We start from the raw sequence: 25,273 nt of genomic DNA on the forward strand, positions 1-25,273 counted from the left end.
TTTTACTTATGCGAGGTTGGTGGACATGGCCGACAGGCCTGTGTTGGAGAAGTACCGCCACGTGATGTTCGAGCCGGTTCCGGATATGGATGTGATCCACCCTTGATTGAGTAAGCTGAGGATCGCGTTCATCCGCGACATCAAATCTTTGGTGCGATCAAAGAGACGGGTCATGTTGTAATACGAGCCGTTGGTGACGACCATGACGTCGTAGGTGTGGAAGACGATCTTCGCCAGCCCATTGCTCGACACCCACCCGGCGTAGGTGCCTTTCCCGGTGAGCGTGCAGTCTTGCAAGGTCACGTAGCGTGAGCCGGTGGTGTAGAACTTGTAGCCGTTGGTGCGCAAGTCAGCACCAAGATGAATGCCGGCCTTGCCGTAGAAGCGTCCCTTCGGATCCAGGGTGAGGCAGGTGAAGTAGCCACCGCCGGAAACCGTCTGGTATGTCCAGGCCACATAGTCGCCTTGATAGGCGACCTGGTTGACGACGCCTTGCACGTCGGGCTTGTCCTTGTGGGCACGGCGTGCCATCTCCCCGATGTAGCGGGTGCCGTACCAGAACTGCATGCCCGCGCTCGTAATCTTTCCCTCCAACGTCGAGCCGTTATACCAAGCGATCTGATACGGGGTGATGCGGATAGATTGCGTCCAGCCTGCCAGGCCTACTTGGATGGCGTTGGTCGCGAGCTTGTCGGCCGTAATCGAGCGCGCCCCAATCCGAGCCGCCGACAACGTGCCGGTGGTGATCTTCCCAGCATCCAGCGAGGCGATCTTCGCGGATGTGACCGCCGCGTCCTTGATCATCGCATTGGTGATGTATCCGTTGGCGATCGTCAACTTGTCGGATGTAATCGATCCGGCGGCAATCCGCCCAGCAGCTAAATACCCGGAGGTGATCTTCGAGGCCGAGAGCGACCCGATTTTCGCGTCGGTGATCGCGGCGTCTGCGATGTGTGCGGTGCCGATGGCGGCGTCTGCGATGTGTGCTTGGCTGATCGCTTTCGACCCGATCATCGCAGCCCCAACCGGTGTTTGTTCCCATTGGTTGTTGGTGAGGATGTATTGGCGGGCGATCACGCCGTCTACGCGCACTTGCCATAGCGAGCCCTCCGGTCGGCCAGCCGCGTCCGCTACGCTCGGGTCAACAACGGCAACCGTGAGCCGCCCATCCGAAGTCATCGCAACGTCGTGGGCATCTTGCGCCAACTGGGTAGCACCAGCGGCTGCGGTCTTGGCTTGGTCGACCTCTGCGCGTGCTGCGTCGAGTTACGCGCTGATCTGTGCATGGTTCAGATCAGTAGCGAGTGCCACCCAGTCGGGCTGCCCGGTGTCGGTGAGCCGGTAGATCCAGATTTCGGTGGTTTCGCCGTTCTGCTTGAACCATGTGTCGCCGAGCTGTGCCTTCTCGGGTTGGGCACTGCCGTAGTGGTTGGTGTTCTTCCCATCCGCTGAGGCAAGTGCGAATCCTGCCGTATCCGACGCAGCCACCGCCGTATTGATGGCGGTCTTGACTTGCCGGGTGACAGACGTGAACTTCCGAGCTACGGTTCCAAGTTCGACCGAGATGTATTGACCTGTGAGCGGGTTGTATTCGTATGCCACCACCCGTGCCGTGAGCGCGACACCAAGATCAGCGTGGCGGACGGTCACGGTGTCGCCAATTTCGACGGTTTCCAGGCGTGCAAGGTCAGCGTATTCGCGGGTTTGTGAAAGGTCAGTGAAGTGGATCTTGTACGAAGCGGACGGCTCATCCACATGCTTGGCGTTGAATTCTGCTGCCGCCAGTCGGCGTAGTTCGCCGTGTGCTTGGTCGAGTGGAAGCTCGCCTTCACGTGGGTTGTCTTTATCCGTGATGGCTTTGACTTGTCCGTAGCGGATGACGCGGATACGCGGCACCACATAGTCCCCCAATTTCGGGCTATCCACATAGAGTTCAGGCAAGAGCAGGCCGTCGTAGCCAATCGGCAAAATCCGCATCACCACCGTCGAAAAATCAATGGATGATTCGAAGCCGGTGAGGTTCTTCCGATCACTGATGACCATCCCGTGGTTGGCTCCGCGCATGGGCGCGTGATGGATATGGAAATTATCGCGGGTCAGTTCGCCGCCCCAACGCGCAGCGAACGTATTGTCCTCGCCCGCATCCATGAGAGCGGCGGCGATGGGCATGCGCACCAACCGCGCCGAAGACCTAGTCACCGTATCCGATGAGGTAGCAGTAAACCCGTGCTTAGTGTTCGCCGCCCCAAGGATCTGCGTCAGTGCGCCTTTCGCGGTTTTGTTGACCACGTAGGTGTCGGCGATGAGATTCGCCGCCAAATCATAGAAGACATGAAACGCCGTTACTTCGAGCATTCCTTCGAGGGTGGTGACGACCTCGCTAATCCGGAAACCCTGACGTTGCTCCAGCCTTGGCACGGGCGCTGCCACAATGTTCTCAAGTACGATGTGCGTGGCAGCAGGTCCATCTGCCGGGTAGGTGAAGGTCAGGGAGAATTCGCCACCCAGTTCTTCCGTCACGATCGGGTTGATGATCTCCCGATCCAAGACTCCTAGCCCGGTGGCGGTGAATGTCGTGGCGGTGCGGTCGTGAACCGTAATCATCAAAATGCCTCCAAACAGCATGAAGGCCGCCCACCACAGGACGGCTAGGAACAATTGAGCGAACGGGGTGGTTAGGGGTTGCGCCAATTCGGCACGACGACGACCTTGCTGATGCCGGTGCCGAGGGTGATCCTGTTCAACCCAGGCTTCAAGGTTGGGAAAGTTTCGGTGAGCGCATCGGTCTGCACGCGACCTGATACGTGTGCGACGAGACGCGCGCTGTCGAGCGTGATAGAGCCTGCTGGCGAATTCACGTGGTAGACGCGCGCATTGATCGTCAAAGACAACGCTCCGGTGCCAGTAACGGTGATGATCGGATCGGCATCGAGTAGGCCGGGGTTGGTGATCGTCCCCGACTCCGAGATAGTTACGGGCTTCAAGCCCTCGGTCAGGTAAGTGAAGGGCTGGCAGGTCAGGCGTGCGGTGAAGAACCCCCACCCCGACAACTCCCGGCGCAGCTCGCTCACTTCGCAGTGCTTAACCTTCCGATACACACCCGACTCACCAGTGAACGCGATCGTCTGGGCATTGGTGAGCTCGTGAGTGGCCCGCCGGTACTGGTCGAGCCCATCACGGATAGGAACGGCGAGCTCAAGCTCAAGTTCGGTGTCCTCCCAGCCCGTGAACCTGGTCAGGGTCCCGGCGCGGCCTTCGACCTCAATATCTTCCACCGCACGGACGGCTGCGGGTATCGCCACCGGGGCGGTCAAGCGCAGACCAAGCGACGTAGAGGTCACCGCGCTGTTGAGGGTGAAGCCAAACATGATCAGTAGCCTCCTGCCATCACGGTCTGCCGCCGATCAAGACGAGCAAGTTGTTTGTCGAGGGCGGGTGCGAGTTTGCCGACCAGCGTCCCATCCGACAAAGTCACCGAAATATCCAAAGACCCGAGGATGCGCTTTGCAGTCGCATCCACGATCCCAGCGACATCCACACGCTCGTCAGAGACGTCGCTGATCCGCTGAGATACAGTCACGGGCTGTGGGGTGAGGTCAACGGCAGGTACCTGCAGGTCAGCGACCGCCTCGATCGGCACGGCCAGCCCGTCCTCAAGGTCGGCGAAGGCGTCCATCGTGTCCCTAGCCAAACCAGTGGCAGCGGTGACGGCTTTGTTGCCATCGGTTTTGATCGAGCCTGCCAGGCCTTCAACGAGCATCCGTCCAGCCCAGGCCATCTTGCGAGACGGGCTGTGGATGCCGAAGAAGCCAGTGATCGAGTCCCAAATCCCGCTTGCCCAGTTCGAGACCCGATTCCACAGCCAGCCCGCCAAGCCTTGGATTCCGTTCCACAGGCCGTAGACGAGGTTTTTACCCGCCTCCACCATCTGCCACACGCCCTGCCCAACAGCAGACACAATCCCAGAAATAATCGATGGGATTGCTGCGACGATCGTGGAAATAATCTGCGGTAGGTTTCGCACCAACGCGGTCAAGAGTTGAATTCCGGCTTGGATGAGTTGCGGGATTGCCCCACCAATCGCCGACACAATCGCGCCGATGATCTGGGGCAACGCGGCCACGATCGTCGTAATGATTTGGGGCAAGGCACCAATCAACGCCGTCAGTAGCTGAATGCCAGCGTCGATGAGCTGTGGGATCGCGCCGACCACGCCGCTGACGATCGCGGTAATAATCTGCGGGAGCGCAGCAACGATCGCTGTGATGATCTGCGGTAGCGCACCAATCAAGGCGGTCAGCAGTTGGATTCCTGCTTCGATGATTTGCGGGATAGCATCCACAAGGAACGTGACAATCCCCGTGATGATTTGTGGCAGGGCTTCGATGATGACGGGGATTGATGCGATGAGGCCTTCGGCGAGTCCGGTGATGAGTTGCAACGCCGCATCAAGAAGCAACGGGAGGTTGTCCACCAGGCCCTGCACCAAAGCCATGAGCATCTCCACCGCCGCAGGGATCAGTTCTGGCAAGGCTTCACCGATACCTGAGACGAGGGTGGCAATAATCTGCACCGCTGCCTCAAGCAGACTCGGTAGGGCTTCGATGATTGCCTCGACCAGCGCGATAATCAGCGTTACCGCTGTTTCCGCTACTTGTGGCAACACCTTGATAATGCCTTCGAGCAGGGCGGTCAAAATGCTCATGCCGGTTTCAACCACCATCGGTAGCTGCTCAGCAATAAATGCGAGGGCTTCCTGTAAGACTTGGCCGAGGGCGTCGATGAGTGCGGGTGTTCCGCCTTCTTCAAACGCTGCGGTGAGTTCGTCGATCCACCCGTTGACCATCGGCAACACCGAACCAGCCAACGCCTCCGACAGGCCACCAGCCAACAACCCCTTGAGATTTTCCACCCCGTCCTGCATCGTGGCAAGCTGCCCGGAGAAGGTCTTGGATTGGGCGTCCATGGCCCCGTAGAAACGCCCGCCTTCAGCAGTAGCACTGGCGAATGCGTCAGCGACCATGTCAGCCGAAATAGCACCCTTGGCCATATCCTCTTTCAGTTCACCGATGGACTTGCCGGTCTTGCGGGAGATCTCTTCGAGCGGGTTGAATCCGGCGTTGATCATCTGCAGTAAGTCCTGACCCGTGAGCTTGCCGGTCGAGGACATTTGGGCGAAGGCGAGCGTTAGCGATTCCATCTTCACCGCATCGCCTTGGGAGATATCGCCGATTTCGTTCAGGTGCTTTTTCGCATCCTCCAACGACATGCCAAAGCTCAGGAGGGTTTGCATGTTGCCCGCGAGGTCCTCCATACCAAACGGAGTCTTCGCCGCCTGAACTTTCAGGTCGTTAACGAGTTGTTGGGCTTTGGCTTGGTCACCCAGCATCGTCGTAAAGGACGTGGAGTATTGCTCCATACGGGCGTTGTACTCCACGCCCGCTTTGAGGGCTCCGGCCATGCCGCGACCGATCGAGGCGATCGCATGCCCGATACCCTTCACCCCGGCAATGATGGCTTCGGAGGCGAGGTTGGCTTTCAACACGTCGCCGAAAATGCGGGTCTTGGAGCTGGTGGTGTCCATCTCGTCCCCGAGATCATCCACCGCGCCCTCAAGACGTCCTGCGTCCTTTGCCGCGCCCTTGGCATCGTCACCGGCACCGTCAGCCTCGTTCCCGAAATCCGACAGGGCGTCGTTGTTGGCTTTCAGCTCGCCTTCAAGCCGGTTGAGTTCAGCGCCTGCGTTATTGAGTTGGATCTGCCAATTCTTCGTCCGGTTATCATTCTCACCAAAGCTCGTGGCGGAGTTTTCGAGTGCGGCGCGCAGGGTCTCAATCTTCGACTTTTGAGCCTCGATTTCTTTGCCCAGCACTTGGTTACGAGCCGTAAGCGCTGAAGCGGACTTATCGTTCCTATCGAACTGAGAAGCCGCCAACTTCATCTCGGATCCCAAAACCCGCATCTCACGATTAATATCCGTGATCGCGCGCTTAAACTCCCGCTCACCCTCAAGACCAATCTTCAAACCAAAAGACGAATCAGCCATGAGTGTTTACCTTTCTTTCCGGTAACGACAGTTATGGGATAATCAGTGAACGAACACGTAAAAGCGAAAGGGCATATATGGCAAAGAACAATGCGCGAGTGCGTAACTGGTTAATGCTGGTAGCCGTTGGGCTATTATTTGCAGCTATCTGTTTTGCTATTTTCGGGTTCACGCACGTGATTTCACCGGTCACCGCTATCGGAAATGCTGCTGGTTTTCTGATAACTAGCCTGGTTGCAGGTTTTTTCGCGCTGCGTAAATGAGCGATGCGCAAAAGGTAGTGTTCTTGCACGGGTTGGGTGAAACCCGTGATGTTTGGAACCCAGTAATAAAACAGCTGCCACAAACCGAGTGCATATCTCTAGACGTTTTGACAACGAAACCGCCGCTGGCTTCTTGGTTGCTTGAAGACGTATGCGCCCAGATTGCTAACTCGCTGACCGAACCAGTGCACCTGGTCGGGGTATCGTTGGGCGCAGTGATTGCTTTAAATATCGCGCTCACCCATCCGGGCAAGGTGTCCTCACTGTTTGTTTCAGCTCCGCAAGCTAAACCCCCAAAACTGTTGATGAATCTGCAAAAGACACTAATGCGAGTTCTACCAACAAAATGGGTCTGTCCGCCGCAGCTTAGCAAACCTGAGCTGGTGGGTGTGCTCGATAGTTTGAAAGATTTAGACCTTACTTCGCAGCTTCCAGCTTTATCTATGCCCGTAACTGTGGTTTGCGGCAGCAAAGATAAAGCAAACCTGCCTGCAGCCCGCAAAATCGCCGGCCTTATCCCCACAGCTCACCTAGAAGTGATCCAAGGTGCAGGGCACCAGTGGCACGCCGCCCATCCTCAGCTATTCGCCTGTTATCTCACGAAACATTTAGATCGCTAAACCCCAGCAGGAATAATATCGTCGATAAACCAGATGCGTTTCGGCTGGGCTCTGCCGGTTTCGATACGCCAGCAATCCACCAGGTCCAATAGTTCACCGAATATGGTCAGCTCGATTTGCATGCGGGTCAGTCCCAGGTGGGCGAGCCCGATATAGGTCAGGCGGGTAAAGATTGCCTCGTCACTATCTATTAAGTGTCCTTTTTCTTGGTTTGCCCTTTTGGGTCTGGGGTCTCGGTCATGATTGCTCGCCGGGTGCCGCGTTGGAGTGCCTGGGCGATAGCCTCTCGGTAGTCAGCTAAATCTGCAGGCACAGTTAGTAACTCCACTGCTTCTGCGGTCAGCTCTGGGCGCTTATCGTCCGGATGGGTGAGGTTGTGTATTTGTACGGACTGGTTAGCGAGCAGGGCGATGAGCCAGATTACCTCACCGAGTGACTTATCCATATCTTCGCTAGTTTCCAGGGCTTGACCTAAATGTTCTAGCCCTCCGTAACGTTGAGCTATAAGGCGGGTCGCACGGGTAGTGAGGACAAGCTCGTATTCTTGACCTGCGATAGTGATTGTCGCGCTTTTTAAAGAGGTGCTGGCCGGGCTGGTTTGGGTTTTCGCTGTCATGGCTTACCTGCATTTCTAGTTGTTTGTCGGTTTAATGCTGGTTGTAGCGGCAGGCTCATACACCTGCCTGTACCAGCTGGAGATCGTCTCAGCTTTCACGCCGGTGGCTCCTTCGGTGACTTCGGCTTTCCACGGGTGCTTACCGGTAGCGTCTGGTTTGTTACGCCGCAGAATCGTTCCCTCAATACTCGGGGTAGAGAACGTGATCGAATCAGCTTTGGTCGCCAGCGTGGCTCCCGGCAGAGCAAATTTGACGCGGTAAAGCCAAAAATACTGGTACTTCCCGTTAGAGCGTGCAGCTCTAAAACCAATAGCCACGGGTGCGCCACCATCCTCAGAAGTACTGATAAGTACCCCGTTCGCGTCCAGTCTCGCACCAGTTAAGGCAGCTGCAGCCTCAGCCCCGAGATCATCAACCCCAAGAGTGAGCGTTCCAGATTTGAATTCCTTGACAATCTCGGATGCCCCGTCATCGGCATACAAAATTGCCTCAGCCACCTCCACAGACAATTCTGCAGATATTGCTTTAGCCAGCGGTTTAGGAACGGCATAAGTTTCCTCACCGCTAGTGGGATCTTCGCTAATGCTCGCGTAGTAGAGCTTGTCTAAACCAATAGTTGCCATGATGTTTCTCCTTTTGGGTAGTAATTTTCGTTAGATGTCATCGAGAGATAGAATTGGGGCATGAGAGAGAAAACGCGACGCTTGACCTATGCGGTGTTCGGGATTTATCTGCTCTTGTTGTTGTGGATGGTGCTGTTCAAATTCGCCACCAGCGTTGACGACATACTGAGCATGCGGCATGCGCGCTACTTAAATCTGATCCCATTTACAGATTCTGCGAATCTTTACGGGTCGAACTTCTTTGATGAGATCGTGGTCAACTTCCTTATTTTCATCCCGTTTGGCTTGTACATGAGGATGTTGTTGAAACGGCGCTCATGGTTAATTCAATTGCTCCCACCGTTTTTAGCAAGCGTGGCATTCGAGGTCGTTCAGTACGTTTTCGCTATTGGGGTCAGCGATATCACCGATGTCATAATGAACACTGCTGGAGCCGCTACTGGCTTAGTAGTTTTTGCTCTGCTAGCCAGATTCTGGCCTGAAAAGAGCGAAAAAGTCATTAACGTCATCGGGTTAGTCCTGGAGATCTTGTTCATCGGATTTTTGGCTTTCCTGATCATTGCAAACTCTTAAGGACAGGCTCTAAAACTCGAAACATCGATGGAATAGTGGTGAAAACCGGTATCCGCCTCGTATCCGATATAGCGGATTCCTGGGAGAAGCCTGTGTACTGTGAAGGGCGATAGCTAGTTCATTGGTAGTGCAGTATTTGATGTAGTCGTACCAGTTGTTTGGGAAGCTCTGGATATAGTGGATCTTCTTGTATTTATTGGAAAATCGCAGGAAATAGAGGGAGAGGCTGAAAAGCTTTGCTCTTAGCTGGATGCCTTGCGATTTTGGGAAATATTTTATGAGTATTGATGATTTCTCTTGTTCACGGGTTCGTTAGGCGTTTTCGCGAGGCAAGATTGCTATCTCTAAACCGGCGAGTACGACTTCTATGATGATTTCAAAGTATTCCTGACTCATGCGGTCTTCGTTTTTCGGGTTGGCTAGCGGAATTAAGTAGCCCTGGATGATGTCAGCCAGCGTTGTGGAGCAGACAGCTAGGGGCTGAAGTTGGGTAATCATTTGGCCTAGGTCGTGGCGCTGTTCCTGCTTGGTTGGGCTGCGCAAGTTGCGAGCAGTAATGCTCCATAGCATCGTGTTGATGATAATTGAGTATGCGATGTGAATGTACTTGCTAAAACCAGCATCCCGTAGTTTTTCGTAAGCCACCTCCAAGATTGGTATCAACGCGGCGTTCATATGTCCATACATCAGTTTGTCGGTGACTCCGGGGAATTCAAGAAAGACAGGCCTGACATTTTTTGCTAGGGAGATGAACCAATCTTTCCATTCCAGCTGCTCGTCCGGTAGTTCGATGGTGCTAGTGATCTCGCCTATTACAGAAGCGGTAATGGCGTCACGGTTTTGGTAATGGTGGTAGATGACAGAGGGAACTACTCCCAGACGCTGCGCAAGGTCACGAATCGACCATTTTTCTAGACCGCACTCTCGGGTCAGTTCCATTGCGGTGTACATGATCTTTTCCTGCGTCAGCCAGGCGCGTCTACCCGTGTTTACCCGCTTGTCTTTATTCCCCACGAAAACAGCATACCCTCAACCTCGACAATACTAGAACATTGTTCTAGTATTGTCTCAGCTTGATTGGTAGCTCACTTTGGAAAGGATGTTTTAATGTGCGCCACTAATGAACGAAACGAGAAAGTCGAATCAAAAATAGCGGGACTGTTTCCCTTGTTTTTGACGGTGTTACTGGCATATATGGGGCAGATGATTCTTAATCCAATTCTGGCTCCGCTATCGCGCGAAATCGGGCTGAAGGAATGGCACATTGGCGCCACCATTTCGTTAGCTGCCATAATGTTTTCTCTTACCTCCACCAGGTGGGGACGGGTCTCATTGCGATGGGGATCTCGGCGTATCTTGCTTATTGGCATGCTTGCCGGAATCCTGGCTCTAAGCGGATTCGCTATGGTGGTGTGGCTAGGATTTAAGGGTCTGCTCACCGGCATAGCGTTGATCATAGGAGTAGTCATAACTAGGGGAGTGCTGTACGGCGGTGCCATCGCATCAGTTTCCCCAGCCGCGCAAACCTACGTTGTGACTCATACCTACAATGAGACGCAACGGGTAAAGGGTCTGGGAGTCTTGGGTGCTGCACAAGGATTCTCGTCTATTCTTGGAGCCTTATTGGGCGGCAGCCTTGCAGCTATAGGAGGTTTCATGATGCCCTTGCTGGTGATGCCTCTGGTCATGCTTTTAGGCGTTGCCGTTTTGCTGCTAACATTCAAACCCACAGGTAGCGAAGAAAAAGTCGCTCAACCGGCAAAAGTTTCCTATTTTGATTCAAGAGTATTCGTGTTCCTGGCTTGCGGTTTCCTAATGTTTACCGCTTTTTCTACCGTGGCTACACTTTTCGGCTTTTTACTGCAGGATGTTTTGAAGCTAGCGGCCGGCGCAACAGCAGGGCTCACCGCTTTGTGCATGTCAATAATGGGTGTGGTGATGATACTGGCGCAGGCCTTGGTGGCTCCAAGGTTAAACTGGGGTGCTAAAAAACTCTTTAGAAGAGGATTAATAATCGTTCTTCTCGGGTTACTACTCTTGGTTTATCCACTAAATCTTGGACTGTTCATCGTGGCCAGCATCTTGACAGGCTTTGGTCTAGGCCTGGCGATGCCTGGCTACAACACGGCGCCTACTTTGCAAATGAAGCCCGAAGAACAAGGTGGGCTGGCCGGGTTGATTAATGCTAACAATGGTGCTGCCTATGTAGTGGCACCGATAGCCTCTACCGCACTTTACGGACTCTCTCCGTGGCTACCAATGACATGTTGCGCAGTCCTGATAGCTGCGGCAATTTTGCTGAGTTTTTACCATCCCGAGTTCCGCAAATAATCTCTTTATGATTAGAAGCAAAAACCATAAAAATTCCTGCTAAAGCGGTGTTGACTTCAGCAGAACTATGATGTCTAGTCGCTACGAGGTTCAAACAAACTCAAACGTCTCAAAAACCCCATGCAAACACGGGGTCATTCAGCTCAATCGCTTGTAATGGTGTGTATATTCTTCTTGGTAATGACCCTGAAGCTATTGAGAACACTTGGTGCTATATAGGCAAGACAGAAGACTTTGTAGAGCGCCTGCGTGATCATGACAAAAAGAAGCCGCAGTGGGAAAAGGTTGTTATTATTGCTAGCTTGCAGCGGTCTTTTAACGAGGGGCATTGGGGTTATTTAGAAGCCCGTCTGGTTGAAATCGCTAAGAATGCTGAGCGTTGTTCTATGCCTGATAACAGACAAACTCCTCGGGTTAGGAAGCTTTCTGAAGCGCAACGAGCATCAGCCGAGTCGTTCTTAGATAATGTGAAGCTGATTTTGCCGATCCTGGGAGTCAATGTTTTGCGTTCCCTAGAAAATACTGTGCAAGCAGCTACCGCTCAGATAGTTTCTTCGCCTGTTTTCCATCTGCGCAGACAAAAAGATCAGATAGACGCCTCGATGCAGCTGATTGATGGCGAGTTTTTCCTCCTCAAGGGATTAATAGTGGTTGCGAATTGGGAAACCAGTAAAGCCAGAAGTCAGGCAACGGTTAACTCGTATGCGACTATAGCTAGTCGTCACCAAAAGCTAGTTAGTGACGGTTCAATCCGTCTAGAAAATAAGCGGGGCGTGGTTACCCGGGATATTGCTTTTGCTTCTCCTTCTGCAGCAGCGGCCATAGTGTTAGGTACCTCCGCCAATGGTAGAGCGCGCTGGGTCAATGATGAGGGACAAAATTATGGAGTCTGGGAGGAAAGCAACAACTCCTAGAAAGTAGTCGGTGAATAATTCGCGATGTCGATTGAATAGTGGTGGTAGCCGGTATCGTCCTCGTATCCGATATAGCGCCTGCCTGTAATAACCAGGCGAGCGCTAATTAGAGCTTTCGTGATCTGGTCTCTTAGAGCTAAGTAGTTGGTTTTCGTGAACAGGCTGATTCGAGCTTCTTCTATTTCGACGCCTGGGGTGTTGTCGGCGAAGATCTCGAAAGAATCTGTTAACGGGGTGAATACTAGATACGTGTCTGGGGCTGGGGAATCGGTGTAGCAGCTGACTGCATAGGCGAGCCCAAGTTGTTTAGCGATGTGGCTTATGTTTTCTAAAAGCCCGCTCATGGTTTCACCTGCTGGATTCGCGCGGCTAGGGTTTGTTTCATTGCGGTGATTGCGGCTCGCCTGGTTTGTGAACGCGTAGGGGCTAGGAAGGGTCTAGCGGGCTGGTTGGAGCGCCCGTGTTCAAGAACGTTAGCGATTAGTGCGTTAGCTCTACCATCGTCTCGGTTCTCGGCGAAACCAACTTTGACGTTGTAGTCTCCGCGGCTATTGACTTTTACTGGCGCGGTTCCTAACGCTTTGGCGAGCTGACCGGTAGAGCGGGAGGGCTGTTTCGTTGAGCTGCCGATTGCTGCAGAAAGGTTAGAGCGCATACGCGGCTCCACAATATTAGCCCCGGCTTTAAGTACTTGCTCAGCGGAGTTATCAATGAGGCTGCTGGCTGAGTCGAGTGCGTCAATGAAATCGTTGGGAAGCCGGATTTGTACGCGAGCCATCAGGGTGCTCCTTCTGCTTCGGTGCGGTGAGCCAAAATCTCGACATAGCGGCCGAGGTATTCGACCGCATCAATAACGTACCTGCCACGTGCGGAGCTGATTTCCATCGCCTCGGTTATATTTATGCCGGGTATTGCTCGGATCCTAAATAACAGGTCTGCTTTGGTGTAGGCGGCGCGGTTGACCCACGCACCACTTGCGTGCCGCACTTCCATATATGCGCGCACCGAAGCAATAACCTCGTCACCAGTAGTGGCGAACCCGGCAGCGTCCTTAACCACTACAGGTTGTATTAGGTCGATGTGCTCGCTCATTTTTCCTAGCGTTGCCACAAGGCGCGTCCTTTCTTTAGATTTTCCAGTCCCGATCCAGACGAAGCAGGGTGTTGACTGCGTTCCACACGGCGCGGGCAGCATCGGTTTTGTCTGCCCAAAACCCGGCGGTTGCTCCATCTCTGGATTCGTAGAAATGGGTGGCGAGCATGATAATGCCTTGCCGGGTTGCCTGCGACATGGGCTCCGTTTGGTAGTAGCCCTCGGGCAGATGTTGGTAAGCGGTAGCGTAGGAGATGGCAGCCAAAACAAACGAGGCAATCAAAGAATCATCCTCGCTATGTTCAACCAGCAGATTTTGCTTGACTAAGGCCATGAGTTCGTCTGTTTTCATGGCTGCCACCTCCTAACTATTTTTCTGGTTTACCCGGCGGTCTTTTGGGTAAGAACCTTGATCGCTTCGGGCAAGACTAGCTTGCCGTCTAGGCGTTGGGAGGCGAGGAACCCGATCTGCCCGGTGGTTGCAAATAGCTCGTTTAGGCGTTTGAAGGAGCGGCCTTGCCGGTCAGCAATCGAATAAAAACCGAGGTCACCGAACGCTACTGTGCGCGCCCCCGCTTTAAGCTCAGGCACAAAAACACTGGTGTAGACGGGTCGGCCAAGGATCATGTCTGGATTCCCAGCAGTCAGGGCTGGCTGCCACAGGTACTGCCCGTTACCGTCCTTGAGCTTGCGTATGGTCTTTACTGTTGCATCGTTCATCAGCCACACCGCGCGCGCCCGGTAGGGGGAGCGCAAACTATAGTGCAGATCGATGAGTTCATCAGCGCTAATGTCGGTAGGCTTACTGGTGGTCACGCCTAAGTCTGCTCCGCCGGTTGGGTTGAAGATGCCGGTGGGTTTACCTTTACCATCTCCAATCAGGAAGGCTTCTTCTTCAGCAGCTCCAATACGGCGAGCAAACTCGCTGGCTAGGTATTGTTCAACGTTAAACGCTGCATCGTTGAGCAGTTCTTCGCTGATTTTGAGGAAGGTACCCAGCTTGAACGCCGACAGGGAGATTTGGGTGAAGGCTTCATCGGATTCGCTATATGGTTTGCCTTCATCCAGCCAGGTAGCGGTGCCATGGGTAGACACGACAGGGATCTTGCGATCCCCGCTAGTGGTCTGAATAACCTTGGCGAGGCTTCGCATGATGTTTTGGTCAGCTAAAGACTGCACTAGGGTGCGTTCGAACTCGTCAGGCACTAGGTATCCGCCCTCAGAATCCACCCCCTCACTTAGCGCATTCCTTACTTCCATGGGGGAGGTGTTAAGCCGCATCGCATCCCAAAACGCGCGCTTGTAGGAAACGGTGGCGCGAGCCGGTCTCGCCTTGCCGTCCTCATCAGGGCTGGCGCCGGGTGTAGCAGTGATGGGTGCCCGAGTCGCCTGCGCGAGGTTGGCTTCTGTGCGTTCGGCCCGCTCGGATCGAGCGATCTCGTTAGAAAGCGCCTCGATCTCAGCCTCCATCTTCGCGTAAGCCGCATCGTCCTCAGCGCTCAGGCAGCCGGTCTCAAAGTTACGGCGCTCATCCAGAAAAGCCTTCGCCTTATTCCAGGTTTCGGCACGGCGAGCATAAAGATCAGTAACAGTAGTCATGATAAAAAGTTCCTCTCTTAAGGGTTTAGTGGGGTTGATCAGTTAGTTGGGCGTATAAATCAACAACCCGCCGACCACAAGAGACAGCGGGCTGCAAAGAACAACGGGTATCAGGAGATGGCAGTGAGCCAGGCGGAGCACTATCTTTTCGCTGGCCAGCTAACTGCGCGACGAGGCGCTGTTCCGCGGCCTTTCTGGAAAACACCACACCACCCTTGTTTTTGGGCGGCAACGGCGGCTTCTTACGGGCAGGGCCTTGCTCGTCATCCCCGCCGGAATCGTCCTCATCCGGCTCTTCAGATTCTTCGTCCTCTTTTTCTGGGGTTGGTGCTCGTTTACCAGTCAGCAGCTCGTCGGCGAACCCAAGTTCGATGGCTGCAGTTGCGTCCATCCAGGTCTCGGCATCCATCAACTTCGACAACTTCGCCCTGCTCAACCCAGTCTTGAGCTGGTAAGCATTGATAATCGAGTCCTTGACACTCTCAAGCATGTCGAGGGCACGCGAGAGTTCGGTTTTATCGCCCATCGCCAACGTTGCTGGGTTGTGGATCATCAACATCGACACCGGCGACATCGCCACATGACTTGCTGCCATGGCGATCACGCTCGCTGCGGATGCTGCGATGCCATCAATATTGACTGTCACGGTTCCTGGGTAGTCCAGAAGCATGTTGTAAATCCTGGCTGCCGCCACGACATCGCCACCGGGACTGTTGAGCCAAACAGTGACCGGTCCTGATCCGGCATTTAGTTCAGATGCGAAGATGGCGGGTGTTACGTCATCGTCGAGCCAGGATTCTTCGGCGATAGCCCCGTTGATACGCAAAACCCGAACATCCTCTTGGGTGTCCGGGTTGGTTGTTTCTGGTGGTATCCAGTTCCAAAAACGCTTCACATTCTCCTCCTCAAAATTTGGTTCTTTTCAGGTTGTTCTTCCAGCTGCTCATCGTTAGCTGCGACAGCGTCGGCTTGTTTGGTGGCGGCATAAGCGCCTGCCATATCGAGTGGCAGCATGTTGCCGTTGACCAGGTAGAGATCCCCGCCATCGGCCTCATCGATGCGGTCGAGATTCTCTAGCTCGCGGATGTCGTTGGCGCTCATCCACCCGTTCTGCCTGGCTACCGCGTAGCCCTCCATACGCGACTGGTAATCCCCGCGCAGCAGCCCCTCAACATTGAACTTCACAAACAACTGCTGCTTTTCACGCGGGTTCAAGAGAGTTTTCGTGATTGCTTGTTCCCAGCGGATCACCCACGGATCAAGCGTGTACTTCACAAACTCCAGAGACTGCTGCTCAATATTAGAAAAGGAACTCTTTTCCAGATCGCCGATCATGTGCGGCGGAATACGGAAAATCCGGGCAATCTCGTTGAGCTGAAACTTCCGTGTTTCAAGAAACTGTGCCTGCTCCGGAGACACGCTAATAGGCGTGTACTTCATGCCCTCTTCTAAAACAGCGACCTTATTGCCGTTCTTCGCACCACCAAAGGTAGCCTGCCAAGACTCACGCACCCGAGAAGGATCCTTAATCGTGCCAGGATGCTCCAACACCCCACCAGGAGCAGCACCATTAGCAAAAAACGACGCCCCGTAATCTTCGGTGGCTTGTGCCAGGCCGATAGCATTGCGGGCCATCGCAATCGGTGAATAACCCACTAAACCGTCGAAGCCGAGACCTGGGATGTGCAGGACGTCTGCTGGGGTCAGCCGGATGGTTTTGTATTCGCCTGCCGGCTCATCCCAGGAGGTCTGGTACTCGTAATACAAAGCCTTAGTGTCCAAGTCTCTGCCTACGCTCATGCGGTTTGGCTGCAACGGATAGAGCCCTATGATTTCACCTAGGCCGTTGCGTACGACCTGGGCGAACGCGTTACCCCACAAAAGCAGATGCGTCATCAAAGTTTCGCGGAAAACAAACGACGTCATCTCGGGGTTCGGCTCATCATGAAGAAGCCGATACAAACCATGATCGGTAGCTTTTTCTTTACCGCCACCTTCCGTATGTCGGTAAACATGCAGTGGCAAACCCGCGATAGCCTCAGCCAGGATACGCACGCATGAATGCACAGCGGTCATTTGCATCGCGCTGCGTTCTGTTACCGGACGACCAGAAGACGTAGGTCCGAACAAGAACGAGTAAGACGAGCCAATCGTATGGTTTTCGGTCTCGCGGGGTCTACCGCGTAGCCAGTTGCGTATCCCCATGGAGCACTCCTTGCATGGATAATTTGTTATGTGAATAAACGTAGATCACCGGAAGAACGCATAAACGAACCAGGCTCAATGCAGTCGGAACGAATCGATGGCTTTGAGAACATAGAAACGGGTACCCCAGTCCTGTACCGGTGGATTTATGACCGAATATTTTGGGATCTCGACCATGCAGAAGTCGAGCTGACAGGAAGTCGCGTCGATTTCGCTAATCTAATTCACGCAGCTGCTCACCTACGTCTCGTTTTGGAGCGCGTAGTTACAGCTTCCTTTGCCGCTAGCAAAAGGCTTTTCGACAAGGCACAGAAAAAGATGGAAAGCGCAAAAGACTTCGGAGAGATGCGAAAACGTTTGAAGGAGCTTAATCCAAACTATTGGCCATGTTCGTTCGGATATGTTACCCATGATGGAACTGTGGGGCAAGGCGTACGACCGGAAGTTGGACTCCAGGAATCCGAAGTCGGACGCAGTTTTGGTCTTGTCAGCGCGATCCTCCATGCACCTAATCCATTCAAAAAGAATGAGACTTCTCCTGAAGAGAACTTCGAAGCACTTAGAGCTTTGTGCCTATTTTTGCGAGAGCTGCTTGAATCCCACATTGTTCAACTTGCAGATTCCTCCGAGTTTCTTCTACTTCGACGTGACGGTAACGGAGAAATTCGAGTTCAAAGTATCAAGACTGACCGACCACTTTTGTAAGTATTAGAGCACAAGTAGTCCCCGCGAGTCGTAAACCGAACCACCACTAAGTGCGTTGCCACACCTGATAGCCCGATCCAAGGCCATGATGGTGGCGACCACCCCGTCGATTTTCTCCGTGGATTTTTGCTTATCTGGCTTGATGTTGCCAGCTGGGTCGGTGCGTACGTGAATGTTATCGACCATCCAGGCCAGCACCGGGTGCCCGCCGTGCGCGAGCTTGCCTTCCAACGCCAGCTTCATCAGTTCCTTGGATGGCGGGGACATGTCTTTGAAGCCTTGCCCAAACGGCACTACCGTGAAACCAGCATCCTCAAGGTTTTGGCTCATTTGGACCGCACCCCACCGGTCGAAAGCGATTTCTCGGATATTAAACCGGGTGCCCAGATCCTCAATGAACTTCTCGATATACCCGTAGTGCACCACGTTGCCCTCAGTCGTGAGTAGGTGGCCTTGCTGATGCCATAGGTCGTAGGGGACGTGATCGCGGGCGACCCTCAGTTTCAGGTTGTCTTCGGGAATCCAAAACCACGGCGCAACCGTGTATTTGTCATCGTCATCCGTGGGTGGGAAGACGAGCACGAACGCGGTGATGTCGGTTGTGGAGGCGAGGTCGAGGCCGCCGTAACAAACACGGCCTTCTAACTCATCCAAGTGGACTGGGCCATCGTTCTTGTTCCAGGTATTCATAGGCATCCACCGCACAGACTGTTTGACCCACTGGTTCAAACGCAACTGTCTGAAGGTGTTTTCTTCAGCCGGATTCTGCCTGGCACTATTACAAGCGTCCCTAACTTTCTGGATTGGCACCGTCACGTCCAAGGATGGGTTGGCTTTATGCCACACGTCCTCATCGGTCCAATCATCATCTTGCGCCGCCCCATAGATCACCGGGTAGAACGTGGGGTCGTGCTTTTTGCCATCTAGGATGTCTTGGGCTTTTTGGTGTTGCTCATAACAAATGCTATGCGTATCGGTACCCGCTGTCGTGATCAAGAAGTACAGCGGCTGGGTGCGCGCATCCCCACTGCCTTTGGTCATCACGTCGAAGAGCGCCCGGTTGGGTTGGGTGTGTAGCTCATCGAATACCACGCCGGAAATATTGAATCCGTGTTTGGAATAAGCCTCGGCCGATAGTACCTGGTAGAAGGAATTGGTGGGGGAGTAGATGATACGTTTTTGGCTTCTAAGGATCTTTACCCGCTTGGCTAGTGGGGGACACATTCTCACCATGTCGGCTGCCACTTCGAACACGATGGATGCTTGTTGCCGATCGGCAGCACACCCATAAACTTCAGCGCGTTCCTCGCCATCGCCGCAACACAGTAAGAGTGCGACGGCGGCGGCAAGTTCACTCTTGCCCTGTTTCTTCGGGATCTCCACGTAAGCCGTAGTGAATTGGCGAAACCCGTCAGGTTTGACCACCCCGAAAAGGTCGCGAATGATTTGTTCTTGCCAATCAATCAACTTAAAAGGTTTTCCTGCCCACCGGCCTTTCGTATGCTTTAAAGCTTCGATAAACGCGACCGCAAAATCAGCTCGGCGCTTGTCATAGCGCGAGCTTTCAGCCATGAACCGGGTCGGGTGATAATCAGCTAGCTCACGCATACGAATCAGTTACCTTCTATTGGTTAAAAAATCAGTTACTACCAGCGATAACAGGCGCCCTCAAGCCTTGTGGGGCTAGGCTTCGGGCAGATTAGCTAACGCCCAGGCGAGCGCGTGACCGTCGTCAGGGAAAATCTGGTCGGCTTGCTTGATCAGTTCGAGGCCGCATTCGATGAAGGACTTACCCTGCCAGGGGTTCTCGGAGGGGGTTTCGGTCAGGTGGTAGATGCAGGCGTCGTTGCCATAAACCCCGCCCTTGTGCCAACTGTAGCTGGTGGCGATCACTAGGTTGCCGTAGCGCACCACCGCACCGTAGCTATCGGTGGCCATTTGCAGGCGTTCCATCGTTGTCGTTTCCATCGCTGTATTTCCTTTCTTCGCGTACCGTTTTGGTATGTATATACAGCCATAGACTTCGCTACTTATCCAGTCATTTTGCCACCTATTTTGCCTAATAAATAGTGGTTTACATCTCTTGGTTAGTGTTTATTAGTGGCGGGGTTTTCCACGCAGAATCACCGCTTAATGGTGCAAGTAAAATCTTGCGTACTTCCTTATGTTCTTTACCAGAAAGTCCGATGCGGTAAAGCAGGGAGCGCAGTTCATACTTCTCATTACTTACCTGTCTTGTACTGCGGGTTACGGTGCGGTGGATCTGTTTGGCGTAGGCGATCAGCTTCGTTAAGAACTCGGTGTAGGCTGTGATCTTCTCGAACTCGGGTAGCTCATCCCACCACGGGAAACTCAGCCCCTCACTACTGGTGGTGATGTCGAGCCGGCTCGCGCCGAGCGCTTTAGCGATCAAGTCTTTCTTGGCTGCAATAAGTCCATGCAGCCTTGCCAGCTCAGTCTCATCAAGCGTGGCGGGCAGGGTGACTACGAGCCCGTAGTTTTCAGCCTTTTTGGTGTTCACCATTGCTCATCCTCCTCACCATCAAACTCGATGCTTTGAACGTCCATCCATGTGCGGATGAGGCGCATGAAGTCGTGTGGGAAGTTGGACACGATGGCTTCTACCTGCCCATAACCGCGCTGTTTAGCAGCGTGTTTAACCGCATTAATACAGGTCAGGTCGACTCCGAGGCTTTCGATTTCTTCTAGATCGGCGTATAGCTGTCCCATCATCACCAAACCCTCTCTTTCTTGTGTTTTGTTTGGTCATGTACATACAGCCATAGGTTCGCGGGCTTATCCAGTCATTTTCGCCTTAAAATCCAGGAGTTTTAGTGTTCTCGGCGACTATCTGGGAAAGTACGAGTTTGGCGCACGGCAAAGCTATCCCGTTTCCCCACAGCTTGTATAACGCCCGGTCGGTTCCAGGATTGGTGAGCCAGGAGCGTACTTGGTTGCGGGTTTTAGGATTTTTCAATCCTTGCACCTTGGCCCAGCTGGCCCAGACCTGCCACCAGTAATCCAACTGTGAATCTGTAGGATCGCTGATTGCTAAATCTCGTGTCCAATCATCAGGGAATCCTTGTAGGCGGGCGCATTCGGTGGGGGTTAATCGTCTCACGCGGTATTCGGGCATTCTAGGGTCGGTGACCAGGGGTGGCTCAGTTGGGTCCGAAGCCAACAATGCTCCTGCAATATTGACGTTGCCTCGGCAGAAGAAGTCTGCCTTCGAGGCACTCACAACGTCGGGTTCGACGATGGCGATGCCGCCTTGGTTACAGGTCGGAGCTATCCCTGACGTATCGAGCGTCTTTGATACCTCGGTTGAATAACCGTACCTGCCCACTGCCGCGCCGCGTCCCTCATGTAACGCATTGAAACCGTAGGCGGTAGCGATGATGGGAGTATTGCCTCCGCCAGTGCCGTAACGAGCGGTCACGGTTGGTGCTATCTGGCATGGTCCGCCCACTCTGGCATCATGAGGATGATGGTCAAATAGTAGCGGCTCAATAATACTCTGATCGTTACTGCATCCGAGCGTGCCTGACAGATTTGTTTGCACGAGCGGGCCTTTACCACCACCTGGTTTACCTGCCCGCATTCGCAAGGCGAACACATCTAAAGATTTGCTTGCCTCGTGAGTGCCTGCTCGAGGATTGGTGGGAGGGTTTTGCTTTTCACTGCAGCCCTGCGCAAGATCCCTTGAGCTGCACGAGGGCTCAAAGAGTATGTGTCCGGCACGCTCGCTTGCAAAATCTGCGATAAGGTAGATTCTTCTACGTCGTTGGGGTACTCCGAAAAATTGCGCGTCCAATACTCGCCACGCAATACTCCATTGGTCTGCCACGATCGCTCCGGCTTTTTGCCACTTTTGTACTCGAGGTAGGTCAGCCGCTGCTTGCCCGTCGACAACCGAGATGAGGTTTTGCAGGACGCTGTGGAAGTCTGCTCCTTTATTGCTTGAGAAGGCTCCGGGCACGTTTTCCCAAACAGCGAATCTTGGATATAGACCATGACTTGCCTTTCTCATTTCTCTGATGACTCTGACAGCTTGGTGGAATAGACCGGAGCGTTCGCCAGCTAAGCCTGCCCTTTTACCTGCTACCGACAGGTCTTGGCAAGGAGAGCCAAACGTGACCACATCCACCGGCTCTAGCTGACTGCCGTCAATTTCGCAGATGTCGCCTAGGTGTTGCATTTGCGGAAGGCGCGTGGTGGTGACGAGGATCGGGAAGGGCTCAATCTCGCTTGCCCACACAGGTTCGATACCAACCTTGGTGGCGGCGAGTGGGAAACCACCTGAGCCATCAAAAAGCGAGCCAAGCCTTAAAGTTTGTCTCACGAGTTAGCCTTTCTGCTTGGGACGGTCGACTTCTTTGACCAGATCCAGGTAGGCGTATTGTTTGCCGCCTCGCTCACACGTGATCCCTGCTGCGTCTCCGGTTGCTTCGGCATAGCGGCGCAGAATCACGGAAGCGTATTTCTCATCCAGCTCCATGCAATAGCAAGTGCGGTCTGTGGCTTGTGCAGCCATTAGCGTGGAACCAGAGCCAGCAAACGTATCTAGTATTATCGCGTTGGTTTGGGTGGAGTTACGAATCGGGTAAGCCAACAGGTCTAGTGGCTTGGAAGTCGGATGGTCGCTGTTTTTGCGGGGCTTGGCGAAATTCCACACCGTGGTTTGTTTGCGATTCGCATACCAAGCGTGAGAGCCGTCTTTCTTCCACCCATAAAGCACCGGTTCGTGCTGCCACTGATATGGGGAACGACCAAGTACGAGGGAGTCTTTGACCCAAATACAACAGCCCGACAGGTAGAAGCCAGCATCAAGAAACGCTTTACGGAAGTTGAGGCCTTCGGTGTCGGCGTGGAAAACATAGGCTGACCCGCCCTTAGCTAGGGATGCCGCCATGTTGGTGAATGCAGCTAGTAGGAACTGGTAGAAGGTGCCTGCGTCTTGTTTGTCGCCTGCGATTTTCAGGCCGCTGTTCGATTTGAAGTCCACGTTGTAAGGCGGGTCTGTGACCACCAGGTTAGCCTGTTTGCCATCCATCAAGGTTTCGACGTCGCTTGGGTTTGTGGCGTCCGCGCACATTAGGCGATGCCTACCAACAGTCCAGATATCGCCGCGCTGGACGAAAGCTGCTGCTTCTAGGGCGGCGTTCAGGTCGAAGTTGTCATCCTCGATACTGTCGCCGTCAAGAGAACCTATTAACTGTTGTATTTCGGATTCGTCGAAACCGGTGAGTTCAACGTCGAAATCGGAAGCATCCAGGTCGGCTATGAGTAGGGCGAGTTTGGATTCATCCCAATCGCCACTGATCTTGTTTAGAGCAACGTTGAGCGCTTTTTCGCGGGTTTCGTCTAGCTCAACGACCACGCAGTCCACGGTTTTATAGCCCAGATCAGCGAGTACTTTCAGACGCTGATGCCCACCCACAATATTTCCGGTGGTTTTGTTCCAGATGACTGGCTCCACATACCCAAACTCACTTAGCGAGCGTTTGAGTTTGTCGTAGTCGAGGTCACCGGGTTGTAGGTCTTTGCGGGGGTTGTAGTCAGCAGGGGTGAGATCAGTTAGCGCTATTTGCTTGATGCGCATGGTTTTTCACCGCCTTTATAAGCTCACGGCTAGTAGTCCAGGTGTCTTCCCACTTGCGTGTGTAATCCCCGAAATGCCCATACGTCGAATAGCGCACATAGCCGGGTGCTCGCAGCCCAAACTGGTCGATGATCGCAGCCGGACGAAGATTAAAGACATCTTGAGCTGCAGCCGTGAGAATCTGGTCGCTGTATTGGCCGGTGCCGAGCGTGTCCACACTGAAAGCAACCGGGTCGGCTTTGCCAATCGCGTAACTAATCGCCACCTGGCACCGGGATGCAAGATCCGCATCCACCACGGTTTTCGCGATCAGCCGCGCCATATAAGCACCCGACCGGTCAACCTTAGAAGCATCTTTACCACAGAAAGCTCCACCACCATGTCCGGCCAGCCCGCCATAGGCGTCAACCATAAGTTTTCGGCCAGTGAGTCCGGTGTCAGCTTTAGGGCCGCCCTCCACGAACCGCCCAGAAGGATTCACCAAAATAGTCGTGTTCTCATCGACAGGAAGATACGAAGAGCAAGCTGGACCGATAATCATCGAGGTGATTTCACGGCGCAACACCTCGAAATCCTTGGATTTATCGTGCTGGACGGAAACCACCACCGTCTCTACGGCTTGCGGTTTTCCTGCGTCGTTGTAGCGCACCGAAACTAGTGCTTTACCATCTGAGAAGATCCCAGTGATGGTTCCTTGCTTGCGCGCGGCATCTAGCCGCTTACAAATCTCGTGGGCTAAAACAAGAGGCAACGGTAAACGCTCAGGAGTATCAGTGCAGGCATAACCATAGACCGTGCCTTGATCACCAGCCCCCTGAAGACAATAAGCGGACTCATCGCCATGGCGAGCCTCTAAAGATGTGCTCACCCCGTCGTTAATATCGTTAGATTGACGCCTCACCCATACGTATACCAAAAATCTCCACGGCTTATAGCCAGCTGCAGTCAGGGCTGTGCGTACGCAATCACGCAAGTCCACACGAGCATTAGTGCTGATTTCACCAGTGACAATAATGCGTCGCCCAGTAGCCATGACCTCTACCGCGACGCGGGCGTTGGGATCGGCGTAGAGAATCTCGTCGAGAATCTGATCAGCAATTAAATCGCACAGTTTATCGGGGTGACCGATACACACTGCTTCAGCGCTGCGAACCATAGTCATAGGAATGCCCTTTCAGTAGAAAAATCAAAAGAAACAAAAACTCCCCACCATGACAGCCAGGAGCAGGGAGCGAAGAAAACGAGGAAAACCCGAATCGTGTGTGATACTGGAATACGTGGAAGACGAAACGAGTAAACCTAATCCGCAGGAGCAGGAGCCTTCTGGTGGCGATGGTAAAGCCGTGGCTTACGGAATGATTGCCGGGATAATGACCGCCATAATTTTTCGGTTCATTATGGACGATAATGCCTTAGCGATAACTATTGGCACGGGAGTCGGAATCGCGCTAGGGGCAGGCTTCAGCGCAACAAAACGCCCCAAATAAGCTCAAAAACACTAGGACGCATCTAGGAGCGGGCTTTCAACAACTGCTCCATAACCTCATCACCAGGAGCCGCACCCGAATAGTCACTAGTGCAGTTAGCCCGCACAATCTCAAAAATCTCATACCAATACACATTCGCCTGCTTACCAAAAGACTGGCTCATCGCAACAAACGGGGAAGCGATAGCAGCCCCCGTCGTCGGGTGCTTACCTAGCAAACCAAACTTGGAAATCGCCTGCTCACACTGCACATACCGGGCGAACGCCTGGGCGTAGGCCTCAATCAGACGCTTAGAAACAAACCTCGTGCAGCCACGCTCATCCAACCACCGCCAGGTTTCTTTGTAGACAAGGTCAGCACCCAAGGGTTTGCCATCGCGTTGAACCTCCGACAGATACTCAGACGGCTCCGGCATCACCTCACCAGCAAGCACCGCGCCATCACCAACATCTGCACCCTCAAAATCGAAAGGGCTCGCTAGCGGATCTTCCAGGCGAGTAGCAGGCAGACCCTTGGCGAGTTTCTCGTTGAGTGGGTCGGGTTTCGCGCCTGCCCTCACGCGCCGCCCACCGCGATTGGTTCCGTCTTTCGCCATG

At 53.7% G+C, this 25,273-nt stretch carries 27 protein-coding genes and 1 pseudogene; 7 read left to right on the forward strand and 21 right to left on the reverse strand.

The genetic code is table 11. The features are described from left to right. Nucleotides 1-6: 6 nt before the first annotated feature. The 3 genes and pseudogenes from AC1DA5_RS02580 to AC1DA5_RS02590 all read right to left on the reverse strand — a co-directional run bounded on the left by AC1DA5_RS02580 (nucleotide 7) and on the right by AC1DA5_RS02590 (nucleotide 6,046). A pseudogene (locus tag AC1DA5_RS02580) lies at nucleotides 7-2,604 on the reverse strand (phage tail spike protein). A gap of 71 nt (nucleotides 2,605-2,675) precedes the next feature. Further along, nucleotides 2,676-3,368 (reverse strand): hypothetical protein, encoded by a 693-nt coding sequence (locus tag AC1DA5_RS02585; RefSeq protein ID WP_072510116.1) that lies wholly within the window; start codon nucleotides 3,366-3,368, stop codon nucleotides 2,676-2,678. A 2-nt stretch (nucleotides 3,369-3,370) separates the two neighbouring features. Further along, nucleotides 3,371-6,046 (reverse strand): phage tail protein, encoded by a 2,676-nt coding sequence (locus AC1DA5_RS02590; RefSeq protein WP_480289136.1) that lies wholly within the window; start codon nucleotides 6,044-6,046, stop codon nucleotides 3,371-3,373. A gap of 98 nt (nucleotides 6,047-6,144) precedes the next feature. On the opposite strand from AC1DA5_RS02590, the gene AC1DA5_RS02595 reads away from it, so the two are divergent. Continuing rightward, a complete protein-coding gene (locus AC1DA5_RS02595) occupies nucleotides 6,145-6,309 on the forward strand; it encodes a sodium:proton antiporter (protein ID WP_480289137.1) in 165 nt (54 codons plus the stop codon). Then, entirely contained in the window at nucleotides 6,306-6,929 is a 624-nt protein-coding gene (locus tag AC1DA5_RS02600; protein WP_048707946.1) for an alpha/beta fold hydrolase, read from the forward strand. The genes AC1DA5_RS02595 and AC1DA5_RS02600 overlap by 4 nt, the downstream gene beginning before the upstream one ends. 190 nt (nucleotides 6,930-7,119) lie before the next feature. On the opposite strand, the gene AC1DA5_RS02605 is transcribed toward AC1DA5_RS02600, so the two are convergent. Beyond that, nucleotides 7,120-7,545 carry a polysaccharide deacetylase family protein gene (locus tag AC1DA5_RS02605; protein ID WP_024058997.1) on the reverse strand — a complete coding sequence of 142 codons (426 nt, stop codon included), beginning with the start codon at nucleotides 7,543-7,545 and terminating at the stop codon, nucleotides 7,120-7,122. 15 nt (nucleotides 7,546-7,560) lie between these two features. Beyond that, nucleotides 7,561-8,169 (reverse strand): major tail protein, encoded by a 609-nt coding sequence (locus AC1DA5_RS02610; RefSeq protein ID WP_101486039.1) that lies wholly within the window; start codon nucleotides 8,167-8,169, stop codon nucleotides 7,561-7,563. A 60-nt stretch (nucleotides 8,170-8,229) separates the two neighbouring features. Here AC1DA5_RS02610 and AC1DA5_RS02615 point away from each other — a divergent pair, with 60 nt between their 5' ends. Continuing rightward, a complete protein-coding gene (locus AC1DA5_RS02615) occupies nucleotides 8,230-8,742 on the forward strand; it encodes a VanZ family protein (protein ID WP_480289138.1) in 513 nt (170 codons plus the stop codon). 312 nt (nucleotides 8,743-9,054) lie between these two features. Here the strand turns inward: AC1DA5_RS02615 and AC1DA5_RS02620 are convergent, their stop codons facing one another. After that, nucleotides 9,055-9,756, reverse strand: coding sequence for a TetR/AcrR family transcriptional regulator (locus AC1DA5_RS02620; RefSeq protein ID WP_048707960.1), 702 nt, complete (start codon nucleotides 9,754-9,756; stop codon nucleotides 9,055-9,057). 93 nt (nucleotides 9,757-9,849) lie between these two features. Between AC1DA5_RS02620 and AC1DA5_RS02625 the strand changes: the two genes are divergently transcribed. Together AC1DA5_RS02625 and AC1DA5_RS02630 are read left to right on the forward strand one after the other, a co-directional pair. After that, on the forward strand, nucleotides 9,850-11,073 hold the full coding sequence (locus tag AC1DA5_RS02625; RefSeq protein WP_048707963.1) for an MFS transporter: 1,224 nt from the start codon (nucleotides 9,850-9,852) through the stop codon (nucleotides 11,071-11,073). A 161-nt stretch (nucleotides 11,074-11,234) separates the two neighbouring features. Continuing rightward, on the forward strand, nucleotides 11,235-11,987 hold the full coding sequence (locus AC1DA5_RS02630; protein WP_101486040.1) for a GIY-YIG nuclease family protein: 753 nt from the start codon (nucleotides 11,235-11,237) through the stop codon (nucleotides 11,985-11,987). Here the strand turns inward: AC1DA5_RS02630 and AC1DA5_RS02635 are convergent. Genes AC1DA5_RS02635 through AC1DA5_RS02665 form a run of 7 tightly spaced genes read right to left on the reverse strand, consistent with a single transcriptional unit; the run spans nucleotide 11,984 to nucleotide 16,883 of the window. Beyond that, the gene (locus AC1DA5_RS02635; RefSeq protein ID WP_048707966.1) at nucleotides 11,984-12,331 is read right to left on the reverse strand and encodes a hypothetical protein; all 348 of its coding nucleotides are present in this window, start codon (nucleotides 12,329-12,331) and stop codon (nucleotides 11,984-11,986) included. The two genes, AC1DA5_RS02630 and AC1DA5_RS02635, sit on opposite strands and share 4 nt — an antisense overlap. Then, entirely contained in the window at nucleotides 12,328-12,765 is a 438-nt protein-coding gene (locus AC1DA5_RS02640) for an HK97-gp10 family putative phage morphogenesis protein (RefSeq protein ID WP_048707968.1), read from the reverse strand. The genes AC1DA5_RS02635 and AC1DA5_RS02640 overlap by 4 nt, the downstream gene beginning before the upstream one ends. Next, nucleotides 12,765-13,097, reverse strand: coding sequence for a phage head completion protein (locus tag AC1DA5_RS02645; RefSeq protein ID WP_465245940.1), 333 nt, complete (start codon nucleotides 13,095-13,097; stop codon nucleotides 12,765-12,767). Before AC1DA5_RS02645 ends, AC1DA5_RS02640 begins: the two co-directional genes overlap by 1 nt. A 16-nt stretch (nucleotides 13,098-13,113) precedes the next feature. Next, the gene (locus AC1DA5_RS02650; RefSeq protein ID WP_101486012.1) at nucleotides 13,114-13,431 is read right to left on the reverse strand and encodes a head-tail connector protein; all 318 of its coding nucleotides are present in this window, start codon (nucleotides 13,429-13,431) and stop codon (nucleotides 13,114-13,116) included. Nucleotides 13,432-13,460: 29 nt separating this feature from the next. Then, nucleotides 13,461-14,678: a phage major capsid protein gene (locus AC1DA5_RS02655; RefSeq protein WP_480289139.1), complete on the reverse strand. Its 1,218-nt coding sequence runs from the start codon at nucleotides 14,676-14,678 to the stop codon at nucleotides 13,461-13,463. Between the two features lie 25 nt (nucleotides 14,679-14,703). After that, on the reverse strand, nucleotides 14,704-15,573 hold the full coding sequence (locus AC1DA5_RS02660) for a head maturation protease, ClpP-related (RefSeq protein ID WP_480289140.1): 870 nt from the start codon (nucleotides 15,571-15,573) through the stop codon (nucleotides 14,704-14,706). Beyond that, entirely contained in the window at nucleotides 15,570-16,883 is a 1,314-nt protein-coding gene (locus AC1DA5_RS02665; protein ID WP_048707984.1) for a phage portal protein, read from the reverse strand. The genes AC1DA5_RS02660 and AC1DA5_RS02665 overlap by 4 nt, the downstream gene beginning before the upstream one ends. Nucleotides 16,884-16,913: 30 nt before the next feature. Between AC1DA5_RS02665 and AC1DA5_RS02670 the strand changes: the two genes are divergently transcribed. Then, entirely contained in the window at nucleotides 16,914-17,588 is a 675-nt protein-coding gene (locus AC1DA5_RS02670) for a hypothetical protein (RefSeq protein ID WP_143484522.1), read from the forward strand. 3 nt (nucleotides 17,589-17,591) lie between these two features. Here the strand turns inward: AC1DA5_RS02670 and AC1DA5_RS02675 are convergent, their stop codons facing one another. From AC1DA5_RS02675 to metK, 7 genes are all read right to left on the reverse strand, one after another. Continuing rightward, nucleotides 17,592-19,196: a terminase large subunit gene (locus AC1DA5_RS02675; RefSeq protein ID WP_278614602.1), complete on the reverse strand. Its 1,605-nt coding sequence runs from the start codon at nucleotides 19,194-19,196 to the stop codon at nucleotides 17,592-17,594. Nucleotides 19,197-19,271: 75 nt separating this feature from the next. Continuing rightward, nucleotides 19,272-19,556, reverse strand: a complete 285-nt coding sequence (locus AC1DA5_RS02680) for an Nmad4 family putative nucleotide modification protein (protein ID WP_048707996.1) — start codon at nucleotides 19,554-19,556, stop codon at nucleotides 19,272-19,274. A 106-nt stretch (nucleotides 19,557-19,662) separates the two neighbouring features. Then, nucleotides 19,663-20,112 (reverse strand): virulence protein, encoded by a 450-nt coding sequence (locus AC1DA5_RS02685; protein WP_278614601.1) that lies wholly within the window; start codon nucleotides 20,110-20,112, stop codon nucleotides 19,663-19,665. Next, entirely contained in the window at nucleotides 20,106-20,321 is a 216-nt protein-coding gene (locus AC1DA5_RS02690) for a hypothetical protein (RefSeq protein WP_072509750.1), read from the reverse strand. The genes AC1DA5_RS02685 and AC1DA5_RS02690 overlap by 7 nt, the downstream gene beginning before the upstream one ends. A gap of 82 nt (nucleotides 20,322-20,403) precedes the next feature. After that, nucleotides 20,404-21,930: a DNA cytosine methyltransferase gene (locus tag AC1DA5_RS02695; RefSeq protein WP_285445076.1), complete on the reverse strand. Its 1,527-nt coding sequence runs from the start codon at nucleotides 21,928-21,930 to the stop codon at nucleotides 20,404-20,406. Between the two features lie 3 nt (nucleotides 21,931-21,933). Next, nucleotides 21,934-23,190 carry a site-specific DNA-methyltransferase gene (locus AC1DA5_RS02700; RefSeq protein ID WP_278614599.1) on the reverse strand — a complete coding sequence of 419 codons (1,257 nt, stop codon included), beginning with the start codon at nucleotides 23,188-23,190 and terminating at the stop codon, nucleotides 21,934-21,936. Continuing rightward, nucleotides 23,162-24,352 (reverse strand): methionine adenosyltransferase, encoded by a 1,191-nt coding sequence (gene metK, locus AC1DA5_RS02705; RefSeq protein WP_285445075.1) that lies wholly within the window; start codon nucleotides 24,350-24,352, stop codon nucleotides 23,162-23,164. Before metK ends, AC1DA5_RS02700 begins: the two co-directional genes overlap by 29 nt. A gap of 115 nt (nucleotides 24,353-24,467) precedes the next feature. Here metK and AC1DA5_RS02710 point away from each other — a divergent pair, with 115 nt between their 5' ends. Further along, nucleotides 24,468-24,677 carry a hypothetical protein gene (locus tag AC1DA5_RS02710; protein WP_251451831.1) on the forward strand — a complete coding sequence of 70 codons (210 nt, stop codon included), beginning with the start codon at nucleotides 24,468-24,470 and terminating at the stop codon, nucleotides 24,675-24,677. A gap of 22 nt (nucleotides 24,678-24,699) precedes the next feature. On the opposite strand, the gene AC1DA5_RS02715 is transcribed toward AC1DA5_RS02710, so the two are convergent. Next, the gene (locus AC1DA5_RS02715; RefSeq protein WP_278614583.1) at nucleotides 24,700-25,272 is read right to left on the reverse strand and encodes a P27 family phage terminase small subunit; all 573 of its coding nucleotides are present in this window, start codon (nucleotides 25,270-25,272) and stop codon (nucleotides 24,700-24,702) included. Nucleotide 25,273: the final 1 nt, after the last annotated feature.

This window comes from Pauljensenia sp. C0254C2 (assembly GCF_056583835.1).

What these genes read in the sequence shown, in the direction of transcription:
- AC1DA5_RS02585 (WP_072510116.1), bottom strand. Translation starts at nt 3,368, where the DNA reads ATGTTTGGCTTCACCCTCAACAGCGCGGTGACCTCTACGTCGCTTGGT.
- AC1DA5_RS02590 (WP_480289136.1), bottom strand. Translation starts at nt 6,046, where the DNA reads ATGGCTGATTCGTCTTTTGGTTTGAAGATTGGTCTTGAGGGTGAGCGG.
- AC1DA5_RS02600 (WP_048707946.1), top strand. Translation starts at nt 6,306, where the DNA reads ATGAGCGATGCGCAAAAGGTAGTGTTCTTGCACGGGTTGGGTGAAACC.
- AC1DA5_RS02605 (WP_024058997.1), bottom strand. Translation starts at nt 7,545, where the DNA reads ATGACAGCGAAAACCCAAACCAGCCCGGCCAGCACCTCTTTAAAAAGC.
- AC1DA5_RS02610 (WP_101486039.1), bottom strand. Translation starts at nt 8,169, where the DNA reads ATGGCAACTATTGGTTTAGACAAGCTCTACTACGCGAGCATTAGCGAA.
- AC1DA5_RS02615 (WP_480289138.1), top strand. Translation starts at nt 8,230, where the DNA reads ATGAGAGAGAAAACGCGACGCTTGACCTATGCGGTGTTCGGGATTTAT.
- AC1DA5_RS02625 (WP_048707963.1), top strand. Translation starts at nt 9,850, where the DNA reads ATGTGCGCCACTAATGAACGAAACGAGAAAGTCGAATCAAAAATAGCG.
- AC1DA5_RS02635 (WP_048707966.1), bottom strand. Translation starts at nt 12,331, where the DNA reads ATGAGCGGGCTTTTAGAAAACATAAGCCACATCGCTAAACAACTTGGG.
- AC1DA5_RS02640 (WP_048707968.1), bottom strand. Translation starts at nt 12,765, where the DNA reads ATGGCTCGCGTACAAATCCGGCTTCCCAACGATTTCATTGACGCACTC.
- AC1DA5_RS02650 (WP_101486012.1), bottom strand. Translation starts at nt 13,431, where the DNA reads ATGAAAACAGACGAACTCATGGCCTTAGTCAAGCAAAATCTGCTGGTT.
- AC1DA5_RS02655 (WP_480289139.1), bottom strand. Translation starts at nt 14,678, where the DNA reads ATGACTACTGTTACTGATCTTTATGCTCGCCGTGCCGAAACCTGGAAT.
- AC1DA5_RS02665 (WP_048707984.1), bottom strand. Translation starts at nt 16,883, where the DNA reads ATGGGGATACGCAACTGGCTACGCGGTAGACCCCGCGAGACCGAAAAC.
- AC1DA5_RS02675 (WP_278614602.1), bottom strand. Translation starts at nt 19,196, where the DNA reads ATGCGTGAGCTAGCTGATTATCACCCGACCCGGTTCATGGCTGAAAGC.
- AC1DA5_RS02680 (WP_048707996.1), bottom strand. Translation starts at nt 19,556, where the DNA reads ATGGAAACGACAACGATGGAACGCCTGCAAATGGCCACCGATAGCTAC.
- AC1DA5_RS02685 (WP_278614601.1), bottom strand. Translation starts at nt 20,112, where the DNA reads ATGGTGAACACCAAAAAGGCTGAAAACTACGGGCTCGTAGTCACCCTG.
- AC1DA5_RS02690 (WP_072509750.1), bottom strand. Translation starts at nt 20,321, where the DNA reads ATGATGGGACAGCTATACGCCGATCTAGAAGAAATCGAAAGCCTCGGA.
- AC1DA5_RS02700 (WP_278614599.1), bottom strand. Translation starts at nt 23,190, where the DNA reads ATGCGCATCAAGCAAATAGCGCTAACTGATCTCACCCCTGCTGACTAC.
- metK (WP_285445075.1), bottom strand. Translation starts at nt 24,352, where the DNA reads ATGACTATGGTTCGCAGCGCTGAAGCAGTGTGTATCGGTCACCCCGAT.
- AC1DA5_RS02715 (WP_278614583.1), bottom strand. Translation starts at nt 25,272, where the DNA reads ATGGCGAAAGACGGAACCAATCGCGGTGGGCGGCGCGTGAGGGCAGGC.